The organism is Lysinibacillus sp. RC79, from assembly GCF_041262405.1.
In the GTDB taxonomy this organism is placed as follows: domain Bacteria; phylum Bacillota; class Bacilli; order Bacillales_A; family Planococcaceae; genus Lysinibacillus.
Map to the genome: position 1 here is coordinate 1 of NZ_JBGCCD010000039.1, position 17,916 is coordinate 17,916.

14 protein-coding genes and 3 pseudogenes are annotated in these 17,916 nt (G+C 37.4%); 4 read left to right on the forward strand and 13 right to left on the reverse strand.

Annotation, left to right across the window (positions count from 1 at the left end):
* The 3 genes from ABH968_RS24285 to ABH968_RS24295 all read right to left on the reverse strand — a co-directional run.
* A partial coding sequence (locus ABH968_RS24285) for a collagen binding domain-containing protein (RefSeq protein ID WP_370048157.1) occupies positions 1-4,673 on the reverse strand: 4,673 nt, incomplete at its 3' end.
* 489 nt (positions 4,674-5,162) lie between these two features.
* Positions 5,163-6,536, reverse strand: a complete 1,374-nt coding sequence (locus ABH968_RS24290) for an HD domain-containing protein (RefSeq protein ID WP_370048158.1) — start codon at positions 6,534-6,536, stop codon at positions 5,163-5,165.
* 276 nt (positions 6,537-6,812) lie between these two features.
* Positions 6,813-7,037: a YuzB family protein gene (locus ABH968_RS24295; RefSeq protein ID WP_049667962.1), complete on the reverse strand. Its 225-nt coding sequence runs from the start codon at positions 7,035-7,037 to the stop codon at positions 6,813-6,815.
* A 472-nt stretch (positions 7,038-7,509) separates the two neighbouring features.
* Between ABH968_RS24295 and ABH968_RS24300 the strand changes: the two genes are divergently transcribed.
* Positions 7,510-8,154, forward strand: coding sequence for an RsfA family transcriptional regulator (locus ABH968_RS24300; protein WP_370048160.1), 645 nt, complete (start codon positions 7,510-7,512; stop codon positions 8,152-8,154).
* 63 nt (positions 8,155-8,217) lie between these two features.
* On the opposite strand, the gene ABH968_RS24305 is transcribed toward ABH968_RS24300, so the two are convergent.
* The 3 genes and pseudogenes from ABH968_RS24305 to ABH968_RS24315 all read right to left on the reverse strand — a co-directional run.
* A complete protein-coding gene (locus ABH968_RS24305; RefSeq protein ID WP_370048162.1) occupies positions 8,218-8,916 on the reverse strand; it encodes a lipoate--protein ligase family protein in 699 nt (232 codons plus the stop codon).
* A 190-nt stretch (positions 8,917-9,106) separates the two neighbouring features.
* Positions 9,107-9,494 (reverse strand): annotated as a pseudogene (locus ABH968_RS24310) (RNA-guided endonuclease InsQ/TnpB family protein); the annotation flags it as partial.
* A 613-nt stretch (positions 9,495-10,107) separates the two neighbouring features.
* Positions 10,108-10,260, reverse strand: a pseudogene (locus ABH968_RS24315) (octanoyltransferase); the annotation flags it as partial.
* Positions 10,261-10,417: 157 nt separating this feature from the next.
* On the opposite strand from ABH968_RS24315, the gene hemQ reads away from it, so the two are divergent.
* On the forward strand, positions 10,418-11,167 hold the full coding sequence (gene hemQ, locus ABH968_RS24320) for a hydrogen peroxide-dependent heme synthase (protein ID WP_370048163.1): 750 nt from the start codon (positions 10,418-10,420) through the stop codon (positions 11,165-11,167).
* Between the two features lie 55 nt (positions 11,168-11,222).
* Here the strand turns inward: hemQ and ABH968_RS24325 are convergent, their stop codons facing one another.
* Positions 11,223-11,405, reverse strand: coding sequence for a hypothetical protein (locus ABH968_RS24325; protein WP_370048164.1), 183 nt, complete (start codon positions 11,403-11,405; stop codon positions 11,223-11,225).
* 513 nt (positions 11,406-11,918) lie between these two features.
* Complete coding sequence (locus ABH968_RS24330; protein WP_370048166.1) at positions 11,919-12,347, reverse strand: HEAT repeat domain-containing protein; 429 nt, start codon at positions 12,345-12,347, stop codon at positions 11,919-11,921.
* A 1,224-nt stretch (positions 12,348-13,571) separates the two neighbouring features.
* Between ABH968_RS24330 and ABH968_RS24335 the strand changes: the two are divergent.
* Both ABH968_RS24335 and gerQ read left to right on the forward strand, forming a co-directional pair.
* Positions 13,572-14,038 (forward strand): annotated as a pseudogene (locus ABH968_RS24335) (cell wall hydrolase).
* Between the two features lie 21 nt (positions 14,039-14,059).
* Positions 14,060-14,401, forward strand: a complete 342-nt coding sequence (gene gerQ, locus ABH968_RS24340) for a spore coat protein GerQ (protein ID WP_142509394.1) — start codon at positions 14,060-14,062, stop codon at positions 14,399-14,401.
* A gap of 314 nt (positions 14,402-14,715) precedes the next feature.
* On the opposite strand, the gene ABH968_RS24345 is transcribed toward gerQ, so the two are convergent.
* The 5 genes from ABH968_RS24345 to ABH968_RS24365 form a co-directional block, all read right to left on the reverse strand.
* Entirely contained in the window at positions 14,716-15,894 is a 1,179-nt protein-coding gene (locus ABH968_RS24345) for a M20 family metallopeptidase (protein ID WP_370048167.1), read from the reverse strand.
* Between the two features lie 225 nt (positions 15,895-16,119).
* Entirely contained in the window at positions 16,120-16,500 is a 381-nt protein-coding gene (locus tag ABH968_RS24350) for a DUF423 domain-containing protein (protein ID WP_370048168.1), read from the reverse strand.
* 26 nt (positions 16,501-16,526) lie between these two features.
* Entirely contained in the window at positions 16,527-16,793 is a 267-nt protein-coding gene (locus tag ABH968_RS24355; RefSeq protein WP_370048170.1) for a YwdI family protein, read from the reverse strand.
* Positions 16,790-16,969, reverse strand: coding sequence for a uracil-DNA glycosylase (locus tag ABH968_RS24360; RefSeq protein WP_068985233.1), 180 nt, complete (start codon positions 16,967-16,969; stop codon positions 16,790-16,792). Before ABH968_RS24360 ends, ABH968_RS24355 begins: the two co-directional genes overlap by 4 nt.
* A gap of 246 nt (positions 16,970-17,215) precedes the next feature.
* Positions 17,216-17,893: a uracil-DNA glycosylase gene (locus ABH968_RS24365; RefSeq protein ID WP_370048172.1), complete on the reverse strand. Its 678-nt coding sequence runs from the start codon at positions 17,891-17,893 to the stop codon at positions 17,216-17,218.
* Positions 17,894-17,916 lie beyond the last annotated feature (23 nt).

Genomic DNA, 17,916 nt, shown 5'->3' on the forward strand with positions numbered 1-17,916 from the left:
GGTTTGTTTGGATCAACCGGTTTCTCTGGATCTGGATTTGGTTTGTTTGGATCAACCGGTTTCTCTGGATCTGGATTTGGTTTGTTTGGATCAACCGGTTTCTCCGGATCTGGATTTGGACCTGGGCCTGGGTCAGGGTTTGGACCTGGACCTGGATCAGGTTTTGGTTTTACTAATGCAGAACATGTATCTTTTACAGTAAATGAGCCAATTAAACTACTTCCCTCATATACATAGTACGTACCTTGTTTAATAGCTTCGTTTGGCAATACAACCGTTCCAACAACACTAGTTGTTAGAACTTCACTGTTGTCTACACCTTTAACGATATTACCATTAGCATCTTTTACTGTTATCTTTGCATTCGCATTAGGCGTTCCAAATATAGTTTGTACTGTTAATGTAAATGAAGGACATGCAGGTGCTGCTGATACTTCTGCTTCACATTTAACTGAATATTTAACTGTTATTTGACCAATGAATAGATCACCTTGATATACACTATATTCACCTGAAGGAATTTCTTTAGGTTGAATGGTAATTTGACCTAACTCATTTGTTGTTTGGTTTGTAGCAATAATTGCCCCTGTTTTGTCTTTGATTGTGATGTTGCTAACATTAGGACGTGGTTTACCATTTTCATCCTTGACCGTTAATGTAAATAGTTTGCATTTTGGTGCTGGTTGAACTGATTTTTCACATTCGATATTTGTTTCGAATGTACCAATTTCTTCACCATCTACTTCAATTGTGTAAGTACCTGGTTCTAAATTAGTTAATTCAATAACACCTGTCGTAGTTGTTGTGTTAATAATCTCGTTACCATCAGCATCTTTAACAACGATTGTTGAAGTACCATCAGTAATATTATTACCATCCACATCTTTTACAGTTAGTTCAAACTTTTCGCATTTTGGTGCTTGTTTAACAATAAATTCATGTCCACAGTCTTCTGTGTACGTTAAAGTTACTGTTCCTAAGAATTGGTTACCTTCGTACACCGCGTACTCACCTGGCTTTACGCCATTATTAGGATTATTTTTATTAGACTCAAAAATAAACTTACCTGACGCATTAGGTGACATCTTTACATCTGTAGTACCCGATTTTAAAGTTAACTCTTTTATATTTGTACGGATATTTCCTTCTGTATCTTCAACCACGATTGTGAAGTTATCGCACTTAGGTGCTGGTTGAATACTCTCCATACATTTGTCATTGTACTCAACTGTAATCGTCTTTAACGTTACACCATCATAAACAACATCGTACTGACCTGCTTTAACTTGGTCTGGAGTAAAAGTAGCTTTACCGTTTTCAATGATATGATCTTCTGATAAACCCGTGACTTTACTTACTAATGTTACTGTTCCATTAACTAATTCACCGTCAATATCATATACTGTTAATTCGAACAGTGAACATTTCAATGAACTTTCCGGCTTGTTGGCGATTTCAACAATTTGTTTACCCGCAAATGAACCTGATGTTGCTTTTTTATTGCGATCTAATGTAAAGTTTACATCTGGATTTTCAAAACCAGCAACTTTTGTTTCTTTTACTGTATATTGACCCTCAGCTAATTTTAATCCGAAATCTAATACACCATTATCATCTGTTTTGGCGCTAATTAACGGTTTATTACCTGTGTATTGGCTATACAAAGTAAACTCAACATCTTTCATTACTTCGCCAGTTGCAGCATTCGTTTTTACAATAACGAATGGTACTTTAACTGTCGATGCTTGGTTACCATATTTAAAATTAACAATCGACCAACTATCATTCCCACTTGTCTGACTGCCGCCTTGATAGCTTACTTCTACTTCATTTTCAGCAGTAGAACCTGACTTACCTGTAAATACTGTTTCGTATTCTACATAGTATGCTCCTGTTACATTACCTAAATTAAGCGTGAAAGTACCATTTTTCATATCTACATTTAATGTATACTCACTTGGAGCTAAAAGTGTCTTATTTTCTTCTGGATTACTTGGAGTTTTTCCAGACAATGCAACTTTATATACTTTAAATGTATCTTCTAAAATCATTTGTTCTGGGTTACCATCATCATCATTACCAACTGTGTCGGTAATGACTACTTTGTCTAATTTAGATTGTGCGTAGTTAAATTTAAAGTTCCACTTAGCTACTGCCGAACCTTGTTGTGCTTGCATACCCTTTTTGTTTAAAATTTTGTCTGTATGACTTACATCAACTGTTTTTGTCCACGATGCATTTTTTTTACCCTCTTCGCTTGTTAAAGTAGCTATGTTTGTAATACTTACTGGGTTACCATGTGGGAAAATGCCATCTGCATCTACTGATTCATACGTCACCTTATAAGGGCTATCAATATCCCCTAATTCAAGTTTAATTTCGTTCGCTTTACCTGAAGTGTTTGGAATAGTTAATGTTTCTGTCTCTTCGAAAACACCTTTTGCATTTAGTTTACCTTTTCTGACTACAATATTTTGAACTTCTTGTGTATCTGGTAATTTATCTTCAAATACTGCATTTGTTAATGAATTGTAGTTAAAATTAAATTCAACATCCCAGTAGAAGGTTTTTGTTGCGTAATTATAGTAACCCTCTTTTTTACCGTTTGCTTTTTGTTCAGCTTGGATATTTTGTTCAGCTGAATCAGATGAAGCGTTTGGTAAAACACTATTTGTCATTTGTACTGCATTTCGATATCGAATTGTATTTTCTCCAACATGTCGAATATCGTAATCTGTATCGTACGTAATTTCGATAAGCTTATTTGTTGCATTCTTTAGAGTAATTTCAAAACCAGTTTTTTCGTTATTAGTTAACGTGTAATCTGTATCTCTAACTAATGTAGTATTACCTACTTTTACTTTCAAAGTTTTTTCTATTAAAGTTAGATTTTCATCTGTAAAAGTATCAGTAAACACAGTACCATCAGCTAAATCATAACCTGCTTGGTTCGCAACAATCTCCCATGACATCGTTTTGTTTTCATAGTCAATACTTTTTGCAGATTTGTCTAGTAATAAAGCTGTTTTACTATAAGTTGTACTGTCCTGAACTGATGTTGCCATATCAATACGCGTCACCGTATTTGTTACTGTATAGCCTCCCGTAGGATAAACACCAGCTTTTGGCTTTGTCTTGTATTTGATTACATATGGTTTTGTTACATTAGCACCAAATGTTAATTTAAAACTGTTACTATCTGTATAATCAACCTTAGGAGTAATATCTGCAGGAGTAATACTATCTGCCATAAACACCTGTACATCTCCATCTAATTCTTGAGTATCTGACCACACATCAGTCAATACTGCGTTTTCTGATGAGATATTACGGTTATTAAAGTTGTAATTAATTGTCCAAGATGTTGCTAAATCACTAGCAGTAGGACCTGTATGCGTTTTTGCTAATGGGTCACCAAAGTTTACGGTAACAGTTTGAGGAGATGATCCCCCATTGTAAGTAGCCTCATTTTTAAAATGTGCACTTTTAACGTTACCTGGGTCACCAACTTCTGTTTGGTACTCTATACGGTAAGCTGTATACTTTTCATTCGGCAATTCAATTATCATTCTGTCTTTACTAGAAACTGTATCATAGGTTGGAGCCACAGTTACAGGGTCATTAGAGACTGTTATTGTGCCATTAGGTAAAATATTTAACTTTGTGATTTTTACAGTATCTTGCTTAAATGTATGTGCACCTTCTAGTGTATCAACAAAATTTGTAGTACCTGACGCTTCATTAACTCCTAGATTTGTATTAACTTCTACTGTCCAGTCAATAAACTTACTGTTTTGTGCGCCATTATCTGCTTTACCTGATTTGGTAACAGATGTACCGCTCGTTTTAGGTTGGAAGTTCAGCTTGATGTTTTCAGCGCCTGGTAAACTAATCGTTTCTTCCCAATTCGTATTACTCTTCGAAATATTTGCCTGTACCATAAAGTATGCATCTGGTTCAAGGGCTACACCCGTTTTTAAATCATCTCGTAACTCATCGTTGAATGTAATTACAATGTCATTTCCATTTTTCGAAATTGTACCTACCTCACCATAAGCTGTTCCATTTGGGAAAGTGATATCTTCAAAAATAGCTGGTAGAGTGTACGTTAATGTTGTACCCGGACCATAATTATGTCCCGCCGCTAGTTCTAAATAAAATTTAAACTCTGCAGATTGTCCATTGGTAACATTAATACTTTCATTTGGATTAACCTTTGTCCCATCCACAGTAAACTCAACATTTTTAATTACCTCAACAGGCATAGTTGGATCATACGATGGCGGTGTAGTTAAGTTCGCCTCATCTCCACTTGGGTCTTCTCCTTCAGCACTAGAACCAGGATTTGTCCCATCCTCTTTTCCTGCTTCAGCTGGTGGTGCGACCTCGTCCGCAGAACCAGTACCAGTATCTCCTTCAGTTTCAGCTGGTGGTATTACTGGTGGTACGGCCTCGCCGGTAGAACCAGTGCCAGTACCATCATCTCCTTCAGTTTCAGCTGGTGGTGTTTCTGGTGGTACGACCTCGCTCGTAGAACCCGTATCAGTATCAGTTCCAGCTTCAACCGCAGGTAGTCCGTCCTCTGCTGCAAACACTGATATCGGTGATAGTACTGTTTGGAATACGAGTAGCATTAAGATAATTGCTATGTTTATTTTTTTAAATTTCCTCATATTTCTCTCCTTTTCTAAGTTCAGAGAGATACCTGTTGATGTTTGCTGACGACGTTGCATCCTTTCGTAGTGTTGAAAGGTATGCTACAAACAATAGGTTAGTCCCTCTTTCTTTCTATTCACTTGTCGTCATAAATGAATTCATTCTAATAAGTACTCGCGAATAGGTAATCATGATGACTTATGTATGTGCGATGTACAATTCGAAAGTACCCATAGTTCTTTTGTGACACCTTTAATAATAGGCCTCACCACCTTAGGATTTTGGACTTATTATAAATTAGAGCACTGAACAAATTCTAAACAATACAGGACTTTCTATTTATATAATTCTAAAAATTTCTATATAGTTTCCACTTTTTTCATCTTTATACAACGACAAAAAACAGTGAAAATAACTCAAATAGAGTATTTTCACTGTTTTTCACTATAGTTATGTTGGAATACTATTTAATTATATACACATTTTTATACACAAAAATTTTTTTATTAATTTTTCCCCTGTCCTTGAAGTAAGGTTAATATTTGTTTCTTCACAACGGGGTGGATACTGTTGTCCTCTAAGAAATCTAGTGGGAAATATACTTTATGATCTCTCTTCATGCGACCAGAAATTGAATCTACAATAATAGATTCACGCGATAGCTCTCGTAGTTCTCCATTCTTCATTTCTAAGAAAATAGGAACACGCACTTCTTCCTCTCCTGGTCGATAAAAGTCATAAGGTAAATCTGCTGTCGTATCGTGGACAAGATAATATTCTGGATTTAAATCAGCTTGTTTGAAGAGTTCTTGTAGTTTTTGATATTTATCTAGCTCTACACCTGGATCTAAATCGATGTACTGAAATAGCTTTCGATTAACAAAACGGCGGCTTAAGTCACTTAATATAGCGTCTTCCTCTTGCATCCAAAGCTGAAAATATGTAAAAAGAATACTTTCATCTAATGCAAGATAGTCCTCAAGCGTAATTGAGTTGCGGAAAAATGCTAAAAAGTGTGTGGGCTCGTGCTTAAATTTGTAGCCTGTCAAGCTTAGTTGCTTAGCGCGTTTTAAAATATTATTTAAAACAACCTCTGCACTGCGAGATACTGGGTGGAAATAAATTTGTAAGTACATTTGATAGCGGCTCATTATATAATCCTCTACCGCATGCATGCCCGTCGCCTTAATAACGACCTGATTTTTTCGCGGACGCATCACTCTTAAAATACGTTCCATATCAAAATGACCATAGCTTACGCCAGTGAAATAAGCATCACGCTGTAGGTAGTCCATACGATCAGCGTCTATTTGACTCGATATTAAACTAACGACCTGCTTATTTGGATATGTTTTTTCAATTACCTGAGATACTTTCTCCGGGAAATCAGCCGATACTTTTTTTAATACTGCATTTACTTCTGTATCGCCGAGCAAAATTTGTCTTGTATAAAATTCATGATCAAGCTCAAAGACATTTTCAAAAGCGTGTGAAAATGGCCCATGCCCTAAATCGTGTAATAGGGCTGCACAAAGCACAAGCAGTCGTTCATCTTCATCCCATTCAGGACGACCTACAAATATATCATCTACTATGCGGCGTACAATTTCGTAAACGCCAAGTGAGTGACTAAAGCGGCTATGCTCTGCTCCATGGAATACTAAAAACGTTGTACCTAGCTGGCGAATTCGACGTAATCGTTGAAATTCTTTCGTACCAACTAGATCCCAAATCACTTGATCCCGTACATGCACATAGCGATGCACTGGGTCCTTGAATACTTTTTCCTCTTGTAATTTAGCTTTTGCATAATGTGTCAATTGTACAGCACCCCCGTTTCCTATTTGTTCTATTATATGCGATTTATATAGGACTAGCATACATATTCCCTTTTAATTATAGAGACTATCAACCTAACTCACTGTATTCTTGTCTTAATTTAGGTTTCTATTGACCTAATTTCCAAGTGATGGAGCAAACGTAAGCTTTCCGTCGCTCTGACTCTTCTTTCCATCACTTCGATGATTCTATCCGTCGCTTTGGCTCTTCTTTCCGTCATCTCGAGGTCTATCCGTCGCTCCGAAGACTCTATAGATGCACAGAAAAAAACAAAAACTATCTCCAACTAGACTAGTGAAGATAGCGCATTGTTTTACTTATTTCTTTAACTTTGCTAAAACCTTTTCCATTAGTTCTTCTTCCGTTAATGCAGCAACAGGACGGCTATTTACAAAGGTAAATGTTTTTTTACGTCCTGGGCCACAATAGGAATGACAGCCAATTTCGATGGTTGCATCAGGATCGATTTCCTTTAATTTTGGAATTAACGTTTTTAAGTTAACGGCCTGACATTCATCGCAAACTTTAAATTCGTTTGCCATTTTGTCAACAACCCTTTCTATATAGTATTTTTGTAACTTCTTTCAGCAAATGTCTTTTGTAGCGAAAGCAAAGCGCCAGCTACAGAAAGTCTCCCACCTCTATAGGTGGTGAGATGAATGCGGTTTTAAATCACTTTTCAGCGGGTGTCCAAACATCCGCTGAAAGAAGTTAAAGCCTCCGGCGGATGTCACGGAATCAGAATGGAGTTCTTTGTGCAAGCACAAAGCTGATTCCGGACGCAATTATGCCGAGGCATAATTGATTCAAATCAAAAATCGTTTCTATTGAACGTATGACTTTCACATAGTTAAGTATGTAGCATACGTACAAACCTACATCGGGTATTGTATCGCATTTTTCCCCTTGTATTCAAGCATAATAATTCCTTCCACATAGATGAATAAAAGGTTAAAAGATTGGTCATGCTAGTTGTAAATAAAAAGTTCCAAATAAAGGTGGGAGGATTTTAATATGAGTAAAGTCAGACAAGATGCTTGGTTAGAAGAAAATGATGAATTATTAGCAGAGGCGGTTATTCGTCATGTGACGGAAGGTAGTACACAGTTAAATGCCTTTGAAGAAGCTGGTGATGCTTTAAATCGTACTGCTGCTGCATGTGGTTTTCGTTGGAATGCTGTTGTTCGCAAAGAATACGAGGAACAATTATCAGAAGCCAAAAAAGAAAGAAAAGAAAGAATGCGAGTGTTAGGAGCTCCAGCAAGACGCCGTGCTTCTAGTATGTTTACAGTTAATAGTAGTGCCGCGGAGGGTAAATCAATTCCTCTTTCTGCATTAAATCTTGATATTGTCATAGCCTATTTACTACGTTTACAGCACTCTGGTGAAATAGGCAATGAGTCTTCAAAATGGAGACAACTAGTACACGTAACATCTGAGAAAAATAAAAAACTAGAGAAGACCGTTACACAGCTTGAAGAGGAAAATAGAGCTATTCGAAAAGATTACGAGCAATTTGTACAAATTATGAATCGCGCTAGACGACTAGTAACACTAGATGAAGAGGAAGAACGAATTGCACCTGTTTTCAAAATGGAGAAAAACGGAAATCTTGTTGTAAGTAGCCCTTTTCAAGAAAATGGCGATGCGCTTAATTAGCAGCATCGCTTTTTTCTTTGGACAGCATTTATGAAAGATCCCTACTTTAAAGGTTTCACTTCATCACTTTGGTTCAAGCATTTTCTTATTCCGGTCTAAAACTCGTTGTAAATAAAACGCATAAAGCGTTATTTCTTCATCATGAAAAGATTCAACTCGAATTTCTTCTGCCATATTGTTAAGGAGTTGCTGTAAACGAATAATTACAGCTTCCACTGTTAATGATGCGTCTATAAGTTCAGATAATGACGCCATCACATCAGGGACAATAGTAGGATAGGTAAATTTTGTTTCCTCACCTTTTAGACTTTCCGCATAAAAGTCACGAATGAGTGCTGCTCGTTCTGAGCCGCTTCCTTCAATACATAAATAAATTTGCACTGCTACCCCTTGACGTAAGCGTCTCTGAGAAATACCAGCAAATTTCTTTCCTTTAATACTTAAATCATAGGAACCTGGACAATAAGAGCCTACAATTTCATAGGCTTCAATTTGATCCGCTACTTCAGGGAACAATCCTTTTACTAGAGCTACCATTACATCATAGCCATCATTAATACTTAGCGCTTCCGTTTGTTCAGATAAAACAATAGAAATATTCAGTACACCTTCATCAAGCACAACTGCTAATCCGCCTGAATTGCGTACAATAGGATGATAGCCATGTGCTTTGAGCAAGTCCATACCGTGCTGCACATATGGTAAACGGTGATCCTGAATACCAAGCACGACAGATGCATCATGTACCGATACGAAAAACATATACATTTCTTAAAAAATGTAGACATCTCTACTGTGACACAACTTATATCTTATGACTTTCGTTTTGTGTCTTCCTTATTCTCCGAGTCTGGTTTCGCCGAAGCTACTGCCATTTAGTATGACTCTCCAAAGGCTTAAATTCCGCAGTATCGTTGCGTACACATCTAAGGATTAGTTTCAGTTAAATTCCTTAGATTGAATAATTTGCTAAGTTAATGATTGCGTTCAAATCTCTATCCAGCTTTAATCTGCAAGAGCAGATAAATAATCTGTCTTTCAGTCTCAAATCGGATTTGATTTGTCCACAAGAAGAACAACTTTTTGATGATGGAAACCATCTGTCGGCTTCAACAAATTCAATTCCATACTTTTCACATTTGTATTGAATTTGTCGTTTAAATTCATAGCCCGGCTACCGCCTTCGCCAGATGTTTATTTTTCATCATACCTTTTACATTTAAATGTTCCATTACAATACGAGATGGCTTGGTTTTCACAATCTCATTAGAACACTGATGTAAATGATTTGTTCGGATGTCGTTAAGTCGCTTATAAAAATTACGGATTTCAGCTTCTAGCAAATTTTCCAATGGATATTAATTCCATGTGCACCACCTCTCTTTCACTATGATAAAATCACATTACCCTATTTAGAGAGGTTGTTAACATTTTTAAAATTTGTATCTATTTTTCTTGTTCACACGAAGGCGCAACCCTTCATGCAGTCTTTCTCTCACAAGTAGACCTCTTATGCTTTCACATAAGCGCAGACTATATCTTCATCTTATCTTCTGATAAGAGCCACATTTTTCTTCCGCCATTCGCTTGCGGTTTTACTCTCCCTCAAGGAGATAGTCGTTGAACGTCTTCCTTGTCTCATTAGAGATTTAGGAGTTCGCTGCTAAACATCCATTGCCAAAGCACTTAGCGCTACCGTTTTCCGTTGTCACGATGATCCTTTACGGACACTGAGTAATTTTTTTTCAGCTTATGCCATCCTTGTTGTTTTTTCTGCTTTCGCACCGTTACGTCTGCCGTTTCCAGCTCCGCTTTGGTCACAAGGCTTTAGGAGTTAAAAGCAATTAACGTGGAGTTCGCACCAATCGCTTGATACGAAGGGTATTCTGTTATAAATCTATGCTTATATACAGATTTGTATAGTTTTGTCTAAATTTATCGTAACAGTTTAGTTACCCATGTACGAATAGTTGGCGGAGAGGCTAATTGCCCAACTAGCTGACATAAAGTATCGTCGGTTGCGAAGGATTCAAGTGGCGATCTTTGCTTCGCGCTAATGGATTGATCGTAAAAACGCCAAATCGGCTGTTGTAAAATACTTTTCATGATTGGAGCTCCTCTATTTACATCTATTCTCTTTAGAATACATTATCTATGGAAGGTGTCAAATTCGTGAAATACAATCATGAACTTAGGGATTTTGTACAAACTATGATAAACTAAATTTCGAATGCTATTCACTTATAAAGGAGTGTTTTTAATAATGAATGAAGCAGCAATTACTTTAGATGGTTGGTACGCTTTACATGATTTCCGCTCAATCGATTGGGCTTCATGGAAACTAGTTTCTGCTGAGGAACGTCAAGCAGCAGTAGAAGAATTCATTGCATATTTAGAAAAATTAAACGAAGCTGATATCGCTAAAACAGGTGCCCATGCATTTTACGCAATCGTTGGTCAAAAAGCTGACTTTATGATTATGACTTTACGTGAAACAATGGAGGAGCTACAAGAGCTTGAAGCTGAATTCAATAAATTAGCGATTGCTGATTTTACAATTCCTACATATTCATATGTATCTGTTGTAGAGCTTTCTAACTATTTAGCAGGTGATTCAGACGAAGATCCTTACCAAAATCCACATGTGCGTGCTCGTCTATATCCTGAACTTCCTCGTGCTAAGCATGTATGCTTCTATCCAATGGATAAGCGTCGTCAAGGCAATGACAACTGGTATATGCTTTCAATGGATGAGCGCAAATCGCTAATGCGTTCTCACGGTATGATTGGTCGTGGCTATGCTGGTAAAGTTAAACAAATCATTACTGGTTCTGTTGGCTTCGACGATCACGAATGGGGCGTAACATTATTCGCAGATGACGTACTACAATTCAAAAAATTAGTATATGAAATGCGTTTTGATGAAGTTTCAGCTCGCTATGGTGAGTTCGGTGCATTCTTCGTTGGTAACCTTCTTGATCAAGAAAAACTTGTGACATTCTTAACTGTCTAATCGAAAACGGTTTTAAATATAAAAATGCGAGTCCATACAATCGGACTCGCATTTTTTAATATTCGTTTTCTTCGCTGTTCTCTGTTTCCAATATTAAAATAATTGTATGAATAAAAAAACCAGCTAGAATCATCAAGAAAACTAAATACCAATTATAAGGTTGGTGATAGTATTCTGCTATTCCAACGGCGATGAATGCACTTATGATAATTGCTACAAACGTACCAAAAATATGCATTATAACACTCCTTCATGCAAGCAAAAAAATAATTTACAACTTTAGTATGTCACCGTTTATTTTTAATATACTTGCAAAACATCAGATTCCACCTACTCAATCCAAAAATAAGAAAGTGTCACCCTAAAATTATCTTAGGGTGACAACCTTCAAACGTATGTAAATAAATAGACCAAACATATTTTATATATATAATATGTTTGATCTATTTTTTATGATTCTGTTATTAACGATTGTTATTTTATCTTGTCTTACTCAACTCCCATGAAAGAACTTAATCATCTTTCATTTTCTGTGGTGAAGAGCTGATTTTTGCGCTTCATGGATGGCTAACGGGGAGGTTAGTTTAATAAGGTGTTTGTTTTATCATTAAACAATAAAGATAGATGATCAAAGAAAAGAAGTAATACAATTTAATATTAGTTTCGATGAACCGCAGCGTAAGATAAGAAAAAGCCATTCCCTCCACAAGCGGAGAGAATGACTTTCCTTCATAAATCGCAAAACTACTGATTATAGTTTTGCCCAACGTTCCTCTAACCAGTTCATAAATTCTACACCTTTGTCGCCTTCATACGCATCAAAGACATCTAAACGCATACGTTTTAGTTTATCCGCAAAGTCTGCCACTGTATGGTCCTTCGGCAAGCTCTTTTTCACCCGCAGGAAAATTTTGTCTGTGCCTTTGATAATATCAAAACGTGCAGGTGATGGCTTCTCTACGTCCTCACCAAACGCCGCGAGTGCTTCATAGGCTGCTAATTGCACCTTGTTGACAGTATCATGCTGCATACGATTTTTTAATAAATCTATGATTTTGTCATGTTGATAAGCCGATAACATTTCGACTGCGTCTAAACGCTCTCGCCAGCTAGACGTATAATTGGCCTGTTTTTTTAATGTTTCATACTGCTCAGGTAATGCTGTTTCAAACTGTTTCAAGTAATTGCACCTCTTTTTTTAACTAGAGGAAAAATGAATTCTTCTTCTGCTTCTCTTATTATACGTTGTCTGGGTGAAAATAGCGATGAATCGCTGGTAAGGATATATATAGAAAATGGAAACTAACTACATTAAGGTGAACCGTATCATAAGTATGTACTATTCTTTATTAGATTTGCTTTTCTTATTAAACTAACGAGGTGCGTAGTTTAGTAGAGACAGCGATTGCTGTCTCTTTTTTATGGTCTATGTAACAATGTTTACTATCCTAGCCTTTGTTATAAATTTTTCATATAATCTGCTAGTTCTGTACTTTCTGTTTTCCGTAATTTTTTGTTTTCATCTTCCAACTCTTCAATTCTTTCTTCCAATTTCTTAATTCTCCGTCTAAGAGAAGCAATTAAAACGTCTTGATTTGCTTCATCTCGCTTAACTCTTGCAAAAGAGGATAACCAGCCTCTATAATAGACTAATTATCCCCTATTCCTATACCCTTATATAACATTACGATGACACTTTCTTATTTTCATATGGCTGCACTGTGCCTCAAGACCTTTCATCTTTAACCTTCAAAATTAATATAATCGTATTAATGAAAAATCCCACTACGATTATTAGTATAAAGAGATACCAATGGAGTGGCTGTCCGTAAAAACTCCCTACTAAAAATGCCAGCACAGCACTCAACAAAATACCTACCCAAACACCAATCTCCATACCTTGTCACCTCACATGTATTCAATACACATGCAATTCCCTATCTCACGTTCCGATACGAAAAACATATACATTTCTTAAAAAATGTAGACATCTCTACTGTGACACAACTTATATCTTCCGACTTTCGTATTTGTGTCTTCCTTATTCTCCGAGTCTGGTTTCGCAAAAAGCTACTGCCATTCAGTATGACTCTCCAAAGGCTTAAATTCCGCAGTATCGTTGCGTACACACCTAAGGTTTAGTGTCAGTTAAATTCCTTAGATTGAGTAATTTCTAGGTTAGAGTAATTTTTTTCAGCTTATGCCATCCTTGTTGTTTTTTCTGCTTTCGCACCTGATTCCCAAGGAGCCCAACCTCACTCCAATCAACTTACATACATGGCATACGTTTGGTGTTGAACATCTAATTTTTTTTAAAAGTCTAGCCCTCTTTTACAGACTACTCGTTATTACTAATATATGCTTAGCAATTTTAAATTGTGAATTTCTTTCATCGAAATTGAACATGTCTACAATACCATCAAGCATATACTGTCTGCGAGGAGGAGTAAAAGTCGCCGTTATAAAAACGAATGATGCACAAACAGCCATGCTAGCAAGGCTTATGCACGCTGAGGCAGAAGGTGAAGGAAATTTAGGTATGCTGATGGTCGGCAATGTGGGCGTCAATCGTGTACGAGCAGATTGTTTAGATTTTACGGATGTTCGTACAATTGAACAAATGTTTTTTCAGCGTCCTGGGGGCTTTGAAGCGACACAAAAAGGCTTCTTTTATCAACGAGCACGTGATCAAGACCTTCGATTAGCAAAAAGAGTTATTCAAGGCGAAAGATTTCATCCAGCGACTCGTTCGCTATGGTTTTTCAGACCTGAGGGAGATTGTCCAGCACAATGGTATGGTCAGTGGAACACGGGGAGATTCAAAGCACATTGCTTCTTCTCGCCAACCGAGAAGATTGTCCTCAAATCTAAAAGAAAGAAGGTTGATAACTTATGATGCCTTATTATTGGACACCGACAACGCAACAACAAATGCCTCCACAGGTAATGCCTCCACAGACGACTGGAGCACGACCACCTGGACGGGAGCAATCGTATATTGAAAATATTTTTCGTTTGAATCGCGGAAAGCCTGGTACTTTCCATTTTTCCTTCGAGCATGCGGTAGAGCAAGGAAAAAACACAAAAACTGTGCGAGGCGTAGTAGAAGCTGCTGGTCGAGACCACGTTATTTTACGTGAACTCAAATCGAATCATCGTTTCCTATTCCCAATGATTTACTTTGATTTTGCTGAATATGATGAAGAAATGGCTTATTTTAACCAAAATCCATAATTGAATTGAACTTTTCAAAAGTCTTCTAATTCATATTTTCTTGTATGGTAAAACCCACTCCTTTAAATAGTGAGTAAGATAAAAGCAGAATCAGTGTGCTCCTTCGCTACGTTTTATTCATGCTCGCGTCGCATTGGCAAGTTTCGCTAGACTCCCATTTGGATTTCGTATCCTTGCATGCGCCGCAAATGTTTTTCGCATGAAAACGAGGAATTTGCGTGGATATTTGCCATTAGATCAAAAGAATTGGCATGTTAGGATACCTCCTAGCATGCCAATTTTTATGTAAAGCTCAAGCCTTGTGGAAGAGCTTATTATTGATTTTCTTGTAAATACTGCAATGTTGCTTTTCCTAATGTTTTGGCAGCAATCAACATTGCACGTTCATCAAAGTCAAAGCGTGCATGATGATGAGGATATGCTACTTCCCACTCCGGCTTTTTAGCACCTGTGAAGAAAAATGTACCTGGTACATTCTCTAAATAATACGCAAAGTCCTCTCCAATCATAAATGGTGGGCACGTTATAATATTTTCTACTCCTGGTATATCTGCTGCAAGTTGTGCAATAAATTCTGTTTCTTTCACATGGTTGTAAACAGGTGGATAGCCTCTTGTATAACGATAATCATAGCTTGCACCAAAGGCCAAACAAGTGGCATTTAACACTGCCTCAAGCTCTTGCTCCAATTGTCTGCGTACCTGCTCCTCAAAAGTACGGACTGTTCCAGCTAATACTACTCGCTCAGCAATAACATTGAAAGGATTAATCGCCTCAAAATGACCAATTGTTAAAACGGCTGATTTTAATGGATCAATACGTCGAGATATAATCTGCTGTGCATTGACTACAAACTGTGACGCAAGAGTAACTGCATCAATAGAATGATGAGGCTCCGCACCGTGACCACCTTTGCCATGAATCGTAATTTCCACTTTATCCGCAGCAGCCATAATTGCTCCATCTCTCACCAATATATCTCCTAACGGTGTTGGTGCCCATAAATGTGTACCGAAAATAACATCTATCCCGTCTAGACAGCCATCTTCAATCATAGGCTTTGCTCCACCTGGCGCCATTTCTTCTGCATGCTGATGAATAAATACTACATTGCCTGCAATGTCATCCTTTATTGCATTAAGTGCTCTAGCAAGTCCTAGTAATGTTGCTGTATGACCATCATGTCCACATGCATGCATTTTACCATCTACTTTTGACTTATAAGGGACTTCATTTTCCTCCTGAATTGCCAGTGCATCAAAATCGGCGCGCAACGCCACTGTTTTACCTGGCTTCCCTCCACGTAAAGTAGCAACAACACCACGTTCACCTACATGCTCACGAACCTCATGTCCTAGCGCACGATGAAAAGCAGCTACATACGCTGGCGTTTCCACTTCCTCAAAGGATAATTCCGGATATTCATGTAGATGACGACGAATCGCTACCATTTCATCATAGTTATGATCTAGTAAAGTAAAAAGCTTCTCCATATCACAAAACCTCGCTTCCAATTTGTCGAACTTATTTGATAATAATAGTGTACTATAAATCCTTACAGAAACAATAGGAATTAAAACTATCCTTTCTATAGAAATTATATTGTTCATTACGAAGAAAAATTCTCTTGATCCGTTACTAGTAGTTTCTAATAAAACAAAAACCCCCTCACACATAGTGCAAAGGAGTAACTTTGTAGGAATATTTATATTCAACTTTTATCGAGCATGCTTAAGGGCAGATACTATAATTAGAATCCAGCCAGCTAAAAATAGAACACCACCAATTGGTGTGATGGCACCTAGAACTTTAACGCCGCTGATTGCCAGTACATATAAGCTTCCTGAAAAGAAAACAATACCTAGGTTAAAAAAGATTCCAGCTAAATTCAACTGCTTTACTTCACCTAGAAGTTTCGAGCTCATCAAAATGCCAATTATAAGTAGACCAGTGGCATGAAACATTTGGTACTGAACAGCTGTCTCCCAAATCCCACGACCATAATCGTCTAGAACTCCTTTTAAAGCATGTGCACCGAATGCACCCAATGCCACTGCTAAAAAGCCGTGGAGTGCACCTGTCACGATAAATTTTTTCATGTCATTTTCCCTACCTTTAATCATGATTAAAAGTCAAAAATTGAATCACCATTTGCTCCGTCTTCTTCTTCAATTTTTGCTGTATATAAACTTGGTGGCTTCGGCTCTGATACTAGCATTTGTGGCAGATGTTTTGACTGCGCTTTAGAAATGCCGTCAGGTGAGTCTAATACTACATCACATAATGCTCGGATTGCTGTTAAGGCTTCACGAATTTGTTGTTCGTTCCCAGCATTTTTGACACCAGATAATTGTTTTTCAAGTTGTTGAATAACGGCTTGATAAGGAATCATTGCATTCTCCCACTTTCTGCTTTTGGCACAAACTTTAGACAGTCTGTGCCAGAGGATTGTTTAACGACAACGGATGGTATTTGCTTCGTTTTAAAGCCGTATGCAACACAGGCCCGTGGCGTTTGTGGGTCCCATGTTACTTTGAAATATTGACATTTGAAACAATTTACCTTCATCGTTGTTCCTCACTTTCTTCTATTATTAACTGTAACATGAAATTATAAGTGTATCAATTTCGCCTTGGCGTAATTGCGTCCGGATTTTGAATTGTGCCAGCACAATTCATTCCTTTCAAAATCCGTGACATCCGCCGGAGGCTTATCTTCATTCAGGTAACCATCCTCAGAGGTAGGAGTCTATTATAGTTGATGCTTCACTTTTGCTACAAAACATTTGAATGAAGATATATGATTTGTGCCAATCTAAGCTAGAGACCAATCAATTGGTGGCTCTCCCCATTCCACTAACTGTGCATTGATCTTCGAATATGGTTTACTGCCGAAAAAACCTCGATAAGCACTAAGTGGACTTGGATGAGGCGCTTCTAAAATTAAATGTGGCGTTGAGTATTTACGAATTAATTGTTTTTTTCGTTGCGCTGGTTTACCCCAAAGCACAAAAATAATTGGTTTATCTCTTGATGCTAATTTATCGATTACAGCATCCGTAAATTGCTCCCATCCTTGTTCTTTATGAGAATTCGCCTGTCCTGCTCGAACAGTTAATACAGTGTTTAATAACATTACACCCTGCTGTGCCCATTTTGTTAATGTTCCGTTTTGAGGGATTGGACAGCCAAGATCATCCTGTAACTCTTGTAGCATATTTCGTAAGCTCGGTGGATGTTTGATTCCCGGCATGACCGAAAAACTTAATCCATGCGCTTGGTTTGGTCCATGATAAGGATCCTGACCTAAAATTACGACCTTTACGTCATGATAAGCCGTCGTATAAAATGCATTCATTACGTCATTCATCGGTGGAAAAATTGTTTGTGTTGCATATTCATCTGCTACAAATTGACGTAACTTTGTATAGTATGTTTTTTCTATTTCTTCTACAAGTATTTCTTGCCAGTCATTCGGGAATGCTTGTTTCATCGTAATATAAGCCCCTTTCTCTT